The sequence below is a fragment of the Moraxella bovoculi 237 genome, from assembly GCF_000696305.2.
Taxonomy (GTDB): domain Bacteria; phylum Pseudomonadota; class Gammaproteobacteria; order Pseudomonadales; family Moraxellaceae; genus Moraxella; species Moraxella bovoculi.
In genome coordinates this window covers 491,745-502,816 of the sequence record NZ_AOMT01000005.1, presented here as the reverse complement: position 1 = coordinate 502,816, position 11,072 = coordinate 491,745, and the positions used below count along the sequence as shown (strand labels likewise).

Here is an 11,072-nt window from a genome sequence, read left to right as displayed (position 1 = left end):
TCNCTTTTTTGTTGGTCGGGTTAAATCATTAATGCGTTAAATGCTTTTTAGTAGCTCTGCCAATGCTGCGCCAGCATCATCTGTCTTCATGAACTGTTCACCAATCAAGAAATGATGGATGTTGTTCTTTTGCATCAGATGAATGTCATTGGCATCATTGATGCCGCTTTCGCTGACCACGAGAGCATCACCACCTAATGTAGCAAAAAGCTGCTCGCACAGACGAATGCTATGCGCCAAATCCACCTTAAAAGTATTCAGATCGCGGTTGTTGATACCATAAATGTTGTGGGTAGATTTGGGCAATTTAAGTGCGCGTTCTAGCTCTTGCTGGGTGTGAATCTCAATCAGTACATCCATACCCAGATCAATGGCGATCTTGTGTAGATGAGCAACCGTCTTGTCATCTAGGCATGCCATGATCAGCAGAATGCAGTCAGCGCCTAAGGCGCGGCTTTCGTAGATGTGGTATTCATCCACCATAAAATCTTTACGCAGGACGGGTAAGTTTGTGACATTTCTGGCTTTGATCATGTAGTGATCATGACCTTTAAAATACTGTCGATCGGTCAGTACAGATAGGCATGTTGCACCTGCTTGTTCATAGCCTTTGGCGGCATCGACAGCATTGAAATTCTGACAGATGATGCCCTTTGATGGGCTGGCTTGTTTGATTTCGCTGATGACGCCAATCTTGCCTTCTGTAGTATTGACAGCGCGTAGGGCATTGGCAAAGCCTCTTGGCTTGTCGTTATTAAGGCGAATAAGCCTGATGAGTTCATCTTGGCTCACCAAAGCCTTGGCAGCGGCGATTTCTTCATGCTTGGTGGTAACGATTTTTTGGAGGATGCTTGGCGTACTCGAACTTGTCATGATTATTCCTGATGTATGGGTTTATAAGGTTATAAAGATTGGGTAAGCTTGGCAAATTCACGCATTTTGGTTAATGCTGCGCCGCTGCCGATGGTATCTTTGGCAATCTGTACGCCTGATTGTAGGGTGTCTGCCTTGCCTGAGACATAGATGGCTGCGCCTGCATTTAGTGCAATGATATCTTGGGCTTTTTTGATGCGCTGATCATCGCTTGCCCCTGATAGGGCGGCGGTGATGAGCTCTAGGCTGTCTTTGGAAGATGATACGCCTAGCCCGTCAAGGCCTTGTGGTTCAATGCCAACATCTCTAGGGCTGATGGTATTGCTACTAACCACGCCATCTTTTAGTTCGCTCACAAAACTATCGTCCGCCAAGCTAAATTCGTCTAATCCATCGGCTGAATGCACAACAATTGCGTGCTTTGAACCAAGGTTCTTTAGAACGTGGGCAAGCGGTTCGCATAGAGACTGATCAAATACACCGATGACCGAATTAACCACACCAGCAGGGTTGGTTAATGGGCCTAAGACGTTGAAGATCGTACGAGCTTTTAGCTGCTGGCGGACACCAACGGCATGACGCATGGCTTTATGATGGTTGGGCGCGAATAAGAATCCTAATTGCTGTTCTTGAATGCAGCGAATGACCTCGTCATTGGTCAGGTCGAGACGTACGCCAAGCGTTTGTAGTAGGTCTGATGAGCCTGACTTGGTGGAGACGCCGCGATTGCCGTGCTTGGCGACCTTAGCGCCACTGGCGGATACCACGAACGCGGCTGCTGTTGATACGTTAAATAGATTGGCGCCATCGCCACCTGTTCCCACGATATCGACCACATTTGTCAGATCATCTAATGTGATGTTATGTGCCAGTTGCCTCATCACGGAGGCGGCAGCGGTAATCTCATCAATGCTCTCGCCCTTGGTGCGTAGCGCCACCAAGATGGCACCCATCAGTGCATCTGGGCAACGTCCATGCATGATGGCAAGCATTACGCCCTGCATGGTGTCGCTGTCTAGATTTTCACCCTGTAATAATGTATTTAACGTTCGACTTAAAAATTGACCGATCTCATCATCGCTAAGCGTATTAATATTATTTAAGTTAATCATTATCCGTCCTTACTGTATTCATTATCTATGGCTTACGCGACTTGTGGTAAGTTGTCGTTGCTTAGCTTGGCAAGGCCGCAGCGTACCAAAAAATTATTAAACAGCTGATAACCGTGCTCGCTTAGGATAGATTCTGGGTGGAATTGAACACCCTCTACATCCAATGTCTTATGACGAACACCCATGATCTCTTCCATTGAGCCATCAGGATTCTGAGTCCACGCGGTGATCTCTAGGCAGTCGGGCAGGGTGTTTCTGTCGATGACAAGTGAGTGGTAGCGCGTGGCATCAAATGGGCTTGGTAGATCGCTAAACACTCCCTGATCATGATGATGAATGGGTGATAATCTGCCATGCATGACCTCGCCTGCGCGAACCACATCACCGCCAAAAGCCTGCCCGATCGCTTGATGACCTAGGCAGACACCTAGGATCGGGATCTGACCGCTAAATTCAGCCAAAATCGGCAATGTCACACCTGCCTCGGTTGGGCTACAAGGACCAGGACCTAAGATAATGGCCTTGGGTGACAGTGCGCGAATCTCATCCAGGGTAATTTCGTTGTTACGAAATACCTTGATGTCTTGTTGTAATTCTCCAAAATACTGTACGATGTTATAAGTAAAACTGCAAAAATTGTCAATCATGAGTACCATGAGAGTGTTCCTTGCTAATATATCGATAAATTGAATTATTTTACCATTTTTTATTTATGTGGTGCAGGATTTTTGATTTAAATTGAGTTGATACACCCAAAGTCTTTGCTTGCATATTTTGATAAATACAAGCAATAAAAATAAGCCCTAAAATAGTATTTAGGGCTTATTTTATTATTTAAAACTGGCAAACAAATCATACTCACTGGCTTCATCAATGGTAACGGTTAAAAATTCGCCCACTTTAACACGCCCATCAATATTATCCACATAGACATGACCGTCAATCTCTGGGGCATCAGCATAGCTACGGCAAATGGCGATATTTTCTTCTGTATCAATTTCATCTACCAATACCACCAACGTTTGCCCGACTTTTTCTTGCAATTTTTCTTCGCTGATTTGTTGGGCGACCGCCATAAACCGCTCGTAACGCTCTTGCTTAACAGACTCTGGCACAGGGTTTGGCAAATCATTCGCCACCGCCCCGTCAACCTCTGAATAAGTAAAACAGCCCACACGGTCAAGGCGTGCTTGTTTTAACCAGTCAAGCAGGTACTCAAAATCTTCTTCGGTCTCCCCTGGAAAGCCCACCACAAAGGTAGAGCGAATGACAATCTCGGGGCAAATCTCCCGCCATTTGGCAAGTCGCTCCAAGGTATTTTCGCTCATGGCAGGGCGTTTCATCGCCTTTAATACACTGGTGCTTGCGTGCTGAAAGGGAATGTCAAGATATGGCAAAAGCCCACCCTTACCACCACTGGCTTTCATGCTGTCCGCCATGATTTGTACCACATTATCTACGTGCGGATAAGGGTACACATAATGCAAACGCACCCAAATGCCAAGCCTTGCTAAGGCTTGACACATATCAAAAAACTTGGTCTTTATCGGTTCGCCTTGCCAAAACGCCATTTTATATTTTAAATCCACGCCATAAGCGGATGTGTCTTGGCTGATGATAAGTAGCTCTTTGACCCCTGCTTTTTTTAGGGCAACAGCTTCATTCATCACGCTGTCAATGGTGCGAGACACCAAGTCGCCACGCAAGGACGGAATGATACAAAAAGTACAGCGATGATTACAGCCTTCACTGATTTTGACATACGCATAATGGGCAGGAGTCAGCTTCACGCCTGCGTCATTGATAAGATCTATTTTGGGGTCATAAGTCTTGGATTTGTCAGGTTTTGGCACATGGTGCGTTACCGCTTTGACCACTTCATCATAGGCATGAGCCCCTGTTACCGCCAATACGGCAGGGTGCATGGTGCGAATGCGTTCGGCATCTTTACCCAAACAGCCTGTTACGATGACCTTGCCGTTTTTGGCGATTGCCTCGCCAATGGCATCAAGGCTTTCTTGGACGGCAGATTCAATAAATCCGCAGGTGTTTACCACCACAAGATCCGCCCCGTCATAATCCTTGGCGACTTGGTAGCCCTCACGAGTAAGTTCGGTAATAATCCGCTCACTGTCCACCAGTGCCTTGGGGCAACCTAAGGATACAAACCCGACTTTGGGCGTTTTGACAATTTCACTGGATAAACCGCCACTAGGCTTGGCAATCTGCATCAGACTTGCCGACTCTTCTAGGGTGCGGTTTTGGTTGTGGTTGGCTTTATGATGATAGCCAGCTTCGCCAGGACTAAGATTGAGATTGGGGTTTTTGGGATTAAAGGTTTGAACACTCATGTTAGCTGTCTTAATAGATGGCTGAAAAAAATGGTATTATAGCATAATTGGTAAGCTCAATAACGAGCAAAAGGAGGCGTTAAATAATAAAAAACCCCAAATCCGAAGATTTGGAGTTTCTTGAATAATGGCGCAGCGGACGGGACTCGAACCCGCGACCCCCGGCGTGACAGGCCGGTATTCTAACCAACTGAACTACCGCTGCGAACATGGTGGGCGGTAACGGATTCGAACCGCTGACCCTCTGCTTGTAAGGCAGACGCTCTACCAACTGAGCTAACCGCCCATGTTCTTTTAACTTTCGAACTAAGTAACTTGCCGTTACCGTGTTCGTTCGTTGTGGTGCGTATTATATAGATTTTTGACAGGGTGTCAAATACTTTTTTCAAAAAATTTTAAAATTTTATGTAAAATATTGATTTTAAAATAATTTTAAAAAATACAACTACGCCAAAGCTGCCTCGATGTCTTTTTCTAAGTCTTGTGGCTTGGTGGTCGGTGCGTAACGATTCAGCACTTTACCGTCACGACCAACCAAGAATTTGGTAAAATTCCACTTGATCGCATCGGTTAAGATACCACCTTGCTCATGCTTTAGAAAATCAAAAATTGGATGGGCGTGATCGCCGTTCACATCTACTTTATCCATCATTAAAAAGTCCACGCCGTAGTTCTTTTGACAGAACTCGCCAATCTCCGCGCCTTCGTGAGGCTCCTGTGCGCCGAATTGATTGCAAGGAAAGCCGATCACGACTAAGCCCTTATCGTGGTATTTGGTGTGCAATTCTTGCAAGCCTGCAAATTGCGGTGTAAAGCCGCATTTGCTTGCGGTATTGACGATAAGCAAAACCTTACCTTCAAAACCCTTAAAATGTACGACATTGCCAGTCAAATCATTGGCGCTAAATTCATAGATGCTAGACATAAAAAATCTCCAAGCTGATTGCAAGTGACTGGGGTTAATTGGGTTCAAAATCAATGGCGATGGAGTTGATGCAATATCTCATGCCTGTCGTCTCTCTTGGACCATCAGGAAAAACGTGTCCCAAATGCCCACCGCAGTTGCTGCAAGTAACTTCAATACGTCTCATGCCGTGAGATAAATCCAGCGTCTCAGTCAGCACGGTGTCGTTAATTGTCTTATCAAAGCTGGGCCAGCCACAGCCTGAGTGGTATTTGCTATCGCTGTCAAAGAGCTTGGTATTACAGCCCTTACAACGATACACACCAGTTTCAAACACATCGGTATATAAGCCTGTAAAAGGTCGCTCGGTGCCTTTTTGGCGTAAGACATAATATTCGTCAGCGGTTAGGCGATTTTGCCAATCTTGTTCAGTTAATTGGGCAATTTCATCGGGGCTAAGGCTATGGTCGGGTAAGAGCATGGATTTTCCTTATAAGTAGGTCAGAGTTTGAGTTTTTAATCTTAATATTGAATGGGGTGGGTTTGGTACAAATACAAGCATGAGGCAAATCTAATTTATCTAAATTTGTGTGGGTGGGGTGAAGTTCAATCAGAATAGCGCTTGTTAAATTCACGCCTTTAAAATTCTCTTGCAAAACCATTCGAAGCCTTGTATGATAATTGCAACTTTTACTTGCAATGACCGCGATGACCAAAGACACCCATCCACCAAATACGCCCACCACGCAAGGCGAACGCCTAAAACAGCTCCGCAAATCCTTAGGATTATCCGCTCAAGCCCTAGCCGATAAGCTAAACGCCCACGGTGCTTCCGTCAGTCGTGGAGCGATTGCCAATTGGGAATGCGACAAAAATGGTATCACAAGTAGCAAGCTCCCCATAGTCGCCCAAGTGCTAGGCACGACCGAAAACTATCTTTTGACAGGCAATGTATCGACGAATCCAACCGTCAATAATGCCAGTCAAGAGATTGATTTACAAGATAATTTACCAAATTCACACAATCATTCTCACAAGGTATCCCTCATGAAGCCTTTAAAAAAATCTGCCAAACTTTCCAACGTCTGCTATGACATTCGTGGCGAACTTTTGCAAACCGCCAACCGCATGGAAGCCGAAGGTCAGCGTATCATCAAGCTCAATATTGGCAATCCTGAACCGTTTAGACTGCTGCCCCCTGATGAGATTGTGCAAGACGTGGCGATGAACTTGCAAAATGCGTCTGGATACTCCGATTCTAAGGGGATTTTTTCGGCTCGTAAGGCGATTTTGCAATATTATCAAGCCAAAGGACTGCTGTCAGCGACTGATGTCAATGATGTGTATATCGGCAATGGCGTGTCGGAGCTTATCGTCATGACCTTGCAATCCCTGCTTGATGACGGCGATGAAGTGCTTATTCCCATGCCTGATTATCCGCTGTGGACAGCGTCCGCCAACCTAGCAGGGGGCAGGGCGGTGCATTATCGCTGTGTGGAAGAAGACAACTGGCACCCTGATTTGGCGGATATTGAGAGTAAAATCACCGACAAAACCAAAGCCATTGTCATCATCAACCCCAACAACCCCACAGGAGCATTATATAGCAAGGAAATCTTGCAAAAAATTGCTGATTTGGCGGTAAAACATGGCTTGGTTATTATGGCAGACGAGATTTATGACCGTATTTTGTATGATGATGCTGTGCATACGCCCATGTGTACGATTACTGATAAGACGCTGGTTTTGACCTTTAATGGCTTGTCAAAATCGCACCGCATTGCAGGCTATCGCTCAGGCTGGGTCATGTTGTCGGGTAAAAAAGACCATGCTGGCGACTTTATAGAAGGCTTGACCATGCTCGCCAGTATGCGACTGTGTGCCAACGTGCCTGCTCAGTACGCCATACAGACGGCAATGGGTGGTTATCAGTCCATGCAAGCTCTGACCGCACCGACAGGACGACTGTACAAACAGCGTGAGATGGCGGTCTCTCGCCTAAATGCTATTAAGGGCATTAGCTGCACCAAGCCGCAAGGGGCGTTTTACTGTTTTGCCAAGATTGACCTTGATGTCTATCCCATCCAAAATGACATGAAATTCATGATGGATTTATTGATTCAAGAAAAAGTCTTAATGGTGCAGGGTACGGGCTTTAATTGGGATAAGCCAGACCATTTTAGGGTCGTATTTCTGCCCAATTTGATAGATTTGGAAGATGCGATGGATAGGTTGGATAGATTTTTTGCCAATAAGCGTAAAGAGTTTGGCACGGAATAGAGTGGGGTATTTGCAAAAATAAAGGGCGATTGTTGTCGCCCTTTTTTTGATGTTTTTGTTTTTATCCAATAATCCCAAAAAACTGCAATAAAAACGCGCCTGCAAATCCTGCCAAAAAGGCAATGCCAAGTAGGGCATAAATATTCATTTTTGGGGTGAGTAGGTTTTCAGATTTTGCCAACGAGTAATTAAGGTAGGCAAAAATCGGAGCGGAGACAAAGGAACTAATCATCGCAAATTTGAGTAGGCTTGCCATTTGTCCTGCAAACACATTGATTAAGATAAATCCACCAATGACCATAGCGGTCGTCCAACGCATGACGTATTTTTCGGTAAGCTCGGTTGTGCCTGTTTTGATGAGCGACAGACTCTCGGCATTGGTACGCCCATAGCCGTCCGCACTCGTGATGACCGTGCCAAACATACACAAAAAAGCGATGAATGCCACGAGAATTTTTGACCAATTGCCAATGGTCTCTGTGTACATCTCTACAAGCTGACCGATGTAAGCGCCGCCTTTGGTGGCAATCTCTTCGCCCGTGCCGTACTGTACAAACACGCCAAGCGTCAAGAAAAATAATGCCAAAATCGCCGATGTAAAATAGCCCACGTTAAAATCTACCACGCCTTGAAAATGGCTTGTGCGGTCGGTGCGGATTTTCTTGGCAGTCCACACAGATGTAATGACCGAAAATTCAAGCGGAGCAGGCATCCAACCCATAAGAGCGATGATAAAGCCCAAAGATGCCAAGTTCCAAGGCGACATCGGTACAAAATCAGGAGCGACTTCTTTTGGCGACATACCTGCGATGATAACCGCCAAAATGGTGGCAACCGTCAATGCCAGAATAATCCACTTTGAGATATTGTCCAAAACCTTATAATGCCCTGCAATGAGTAGTCCCCATGAGATGGTCATCACAATGATGGACAGGATAAGTGGATTTAGCTCAAAAGGCAGAATAAAGCCCAAAATGGTCGCACAGAGCAGAGCGACTGCCCCCGTGGTAATCACGCCTGACACGACAGATAAGCCAAAAAATGCCCAAAGGTAGGCTTTGGATTTTTTGGCGTAACCTGCCACGAGACTATCGCCTGTTTTGTAGGCGTATTCTGTGCCAAAGCGGTAAAAAGGGTATTTAAAAAAGTTGGCAAGCACGATCATAATGGCAAGTTGCCAACCATACAACGCCCCAGCTTGGGTGGAGGATACAAGGTGCGACCCGCCAATGGCGGCGGACGCCATAAGAATACCGGGACCGAAGGCTTTCCAGGTGAGTTTTTGGGGTTTATCAGAGGTTTGTGAGGTTTGTGAAGTTGTCATAGCAGATTATCGAAAGTAGATAAAAAGACGGTTTATATGGAAAAATAAATTTGATTATTTTTCCATATAAAACGTGTATTTTCCCTAATATTTTTGGGCGTGAGAAAATGCGCTTATTCTACCACAAACTAACAAAACCACAAATCAAATAATGTGTTTATCCATCATTTTGAATACTAATAAAATTTTACTTAACTTTTGGTTTGTCAGGTGGAATGAAGTCATTACTTAAAATTATTTTAAAGCTGGTAAGGTATTCACACAGGCTGAAGATGTATATAAAAATTACATACAATGCCTATAATGAGTATGTATTTTTTCTTTGATTTCCTTTAAAAGTTTGTTTTCTGGGTTTTATTTGTTGAGTGATAGAATGGCTGATGCTTGGATTTAATGAAAAGTTTGATATAAGGATGGTTGATTATGCTCATATTTGCTATCTATATGCCGTTTTTGAATTTTAAATTTTGGCGTGAAATGCTTAACATGACAATCCTAAAGTCGCCATGACGCCTAAGCCGACCGCCAAAGGAAATTATCATGTATCAATATTCTTACACCGATCAAAAAATCGTTAATGAACGAGTTGAGCAGTTTCGAGATCAGACGCAGCGTTTTTTGGCAGGAGAGTTGCCAGAAGAGCAGTTTTTGCCCTTGCGCTTGCAAAACGGACTTTATATTCAGCGTCATGCGCCCATGCTGCGCATCGCCATCCCTTATGGCCTGATGGCAAGCCATCAGCTGCGTGTTTTGGCTGAGATTGCGCGTGACTTTGACAGAGGGTATGCGCACTTTACCACGCGTACCAATTTGCAGTTAAATTGGGTAAAGCTTGAAGAAGTGCCCGACATTCTGGCGAAGCTTGCCAGTCATCAGATGCATGCCATTCAAACATCAGGCAACTGTATCCGCAATACCACAACCGATCCGTACGCTGGCATTCACAGCGAAGAAGTGGTCGATCCAAGACCGTATTGTGAAATCATTAGACAGTGGAGTACGTTTCACCCTGAGTTTGCTTATTTGCCGCGCAAATTTAAAATTGCAGTCATCGGCACTAAGGCTGACCGCGCTGCGACGCAGGTGCATGACATTGGTCTGCACGTCATCAAAAAAGACGGTCAAATTGGCTTTGAGGTCATCGTGGGCGGCGGTCTTGGGCGTACACCTATTATTGGTAAGGTAATTAATGAGTTCTTGCCGCGCGAGCATCTGCTAAGCTATCTTGATGCGATCTTGAGAGTCTACAATTTAGAAGGTCGTCGCGATAATAAATATAAAGCGCGCATCAAAATCTTGGTGGAGAGTCTAGGTAAAGAAGTATTCGCCCAAAAAGTCGCTGATGAATGGCAGCACCTAAAAGATGGCGACCTTACCTTGACGGATGCGCACTTTACCAAGGCGGAGAGTTATTTTACCGCACCGTCATATGAGAAAATTGACCCGCTGGCAGCGCAAAATCAGCTTCAAGAATATCTGGTTGATGATAATTTTAAAAATTGGTATGAGCACAATACCGTGGCTCATAAAGTGGCTGGCTACCGTGCGGTGGTGATCTCGTTAAAGTCGGGTATCATCAATGGTAAGTACGTTCCATCAGGCGACATGACGGATGATCAAATGTTTGCTTTGGCGGATCTGGCGGATGCTTATAGTTTGGGTGAGATTCGTGCCACACACCATCAGAATCTGGTGCTGGGCGATGTTAAGATTGCTGATTTGTATGCGCTTTGGCAAGAGCTGTCCAAGTTGCATCTGGCCCGCGCCAATATCGGCACATTGACTGACATGACGGTCTGCCCAGGATTTGATTATTGCGCATTGGCAAATGCCACCACGCATAATATTGCTCAGAGCATCGAAGAGCAATTCCAAGACCTAGACTATCTGTACGATCTTGGGGGTATTCGCCTAAACATGTCAGGCTGCATGAACGCCTGCGCGCACCATCATGTGGGCGATATTGGCATTCTGGGCGTGGACAAAAAAGGCGAACACTGGTATCAGATCAGCCTTGGAGGTAGCTCATCAGAGGATGCCAAACTGGGTCAGATTCTTGGGCGTGCGGTGGCGGCAGATGAGGTGGCGAATACCATTGACATCATTGCTAAGGTGTATCAAAATGAGCGTATCACCACCGATGAACATGTAGAGAGCTTTGCTCAGGTGGTGGAACGCGTAGGTATTGCGCCATTTAAGGCGGCAGTTTACGCTTAATTTAGTCAAAA

The 11,072-nt window shown here is 45.4% G+C and carries 9 protein-coding genes and 2 tRNA genes; 2 read left to right on the top strand and 9 right to left on the bottom strand.

The window, feature by feature from the left end:
- Nucleotides 1-36 precede the first annotated feature (36 nt).
- The 8 genes from trpC to msrB form a co-directional block, all read right to left on the bottom strand.
- On the bottom strand, nucleotides 37-873 hold the full coding sequence (trpC, locus tag MBO_RS02715) for an indole-3-glycerol phosphate synthase TrpC (protein ID WP_036363002.1): 837 nt from the start codon (nucleotides 871-873) through the stop codon (nucleotides 37-39).
- Between the two features lie 29 nt (nucleotides 874-902).
- Nucleotides 903-1,985, bottom strand: a complete 1,083-nt coding sequence (gene trpD / locus MBO_RS02710; protein ID WP_036363000.1) for an anthranilate phosphoribosyltransferase — start codon at nucleotides 1,983-1,985, stop codon at nucleotides 903-905.
- 32 nt (nucleotides 1,986-2,017) lie between these two features.
- On the bottom strand, nucleotides 2,018-2,641 hold the full coding sequence (locus MBO_RS02705; protein WP_036362998.1) for an anthranilate synthase component II: 624 nt from the start codon (nucleotides 2,639-2,641) through the stop codon (nucleotides 2,018-2,020).
- Nucleotides 2,642-2,815: 174 nt separating this feature from the next.
- Nucleotides 2,816-4,216: a 30S ribosomal protein S12 methylthiotransferase RimO gene (gene rimO / locus MBO_RS02700; RefSeq protein WP_046700637.1), complete on the bottom strand. Its 1,401-nt coding sequence runs from the start codon at nucleotides 4,214-4,216 to the stop codon at nucleotides 2,816-2,818.
- 248 nt (nucleotides 4,217-4,464) lie between these two features.
- Nucleotides 4,465-4,541 (bottom strand) — tRNA-Asp (locus tag MBO_RS02695).
- A gap of 5 nt (nucleotides 4,542-4,546) precedes the next feature.
- Nucleotides 4,547-4,622: transfer RNA gene (locus tag MBO_RS02690), tRNA-Val, on the bottom strand.
- A gap of 159 nt (nucleotides 4,623-4,781) precedes the next feature.
- A complete protein-coding gene (locus MBO_RS02685) occupies nucleotides 4,782-5,261 on the bottom strand; it encodes a glutathione peroxidase (RefSeq protein WP_036362995.1) in 480 nt (159 codons plus the stop codon).
- Nucleotides 5,262-5,295: 34 nt separating this feature from the next.
- A complete protein-coding gene (gene msrB / locus MBO_RS02680; protein WP_052585253.1) occupies nucleotides 5,296-5,721 on the bottom strand; it encodes a peptide-methionine (R)-S-oxide reductase MsrB in 426 nt (141 codons plus the stop codon).
- 227 nt (nucleotides 5,722-5,948) lie between these two features.
- Here msrB and MBO_RS02675 point away from each other — a divergent pair, with 227 nt between their 5' ends.
- Nucleotides 5,949-7,520 (top strand): aminotransferase class I/II-fold pyridoxal phosphate-dependent enzyme, encoded by a 1,572-nt coding sequence (locus MBO_RS02675; protein WP_036363275.1) that lies wholly within the window; start codon nucleotides 5,949-5,951, stop codon nucleotides 7,518-7,520.
- A 61-nt stretch (nucleotides 7,521-7,581) separates the two neighbouring features.
- Here the strand turns inward: MBO_RS02675 and MBO_RS02670 are convergent, their stop codons facing one another.
- Entirely contained in the window at nucleotides 7,582-8,844 is a 1,263-nt protein-coding gene (locus MBO_RS02670; RefSeq protein ID WP_036362993.1) for an NRAMP family divalent metal transporter, read from the bottom strand.
- A gap of 540 nt (nucleotides 8,845-9,384) precedes the next feature.
- Between MBO_RS02670 and MBO_RS02665 the strand changes: the two genes are divergently transcribed.
- Nucleotides 9,385-11,061: a nitrite/sulfite reductase gene (locus MBO_RS02665; protein ID WP_036362989.1), complete on the top strand. Its 1,677-nt coding sequence runs from the start codon at nucleotides 9,385-9,387 to the stop codon at nucleotides 11,059-11,061.
- Nucleotides 11,062-11,072 lie beyond the last annotated feature (11 nt).

Excerpts from the sequence above, each read along its gene's own strand:
- trpC (WP_036363002.1), bottom strand. The coding sequence starts at position 873 with ATGACAAGTTCGAGTACGCCAAGCATCCTCCAAAAAATCGTTACCACC.
- trpD (WP_036363000.1), bottom strand. The coding sequence starts at position 1,985 with ATGATTAACTTAAATAATATTAATACGCTTAGCGATGATGAGATCGGT.
- MBO_RS02705 (WP_036362998.1), bottom strand. The coding sequence starts at position 2,641 with ATGGTACTCATGATTGACAATTTTTGCAGTTTTACTTATAACATCGTA.
- rimO (WP_046700637.1), bottom strand. The coding sequence starts at position 4,216 with ATGCAGATTGCCAAGCCTAGTGGCGGTTTATCCAGTGAAATTGTCAAA.
- MBO_RS02685 (WP_036362995.1), bottom strand. The coding sequence starts at position 5,261 with ATGTCTAGCATCTATGAATTTAGCGCCAATGATTTGACTGGCAATGTC.
- msrB (WP_052585253.1), bottom strand. The coding sequence starts at position 5,721 with ATGCTCTTACCCGACCATAGCCTTAGCCCCGATGAAATTGCCCAATTA.
- MBO_RS02675 (WP_036363275.1), top strand. The coding sequence starts at position 5,949 with ATGACCAAAGACACCCATCCACCAAATACGCCCACCACGCAAGGCGAA.
- MBO_RS02670 (WP_036362993.1), bottom strand. The coding sequence starts at position 8,844 with ATGACAACTTCACAAACCTCACAAACCTCTGATAAACCCCAAAAACTC.
- MBO_RS02665 (WP_036362989.1), top strand. The coding sequence starts at position 9,385 with ATGTATCAATATTCTTACACCGATCAAAAAATCGTTAATGAACGAGTT.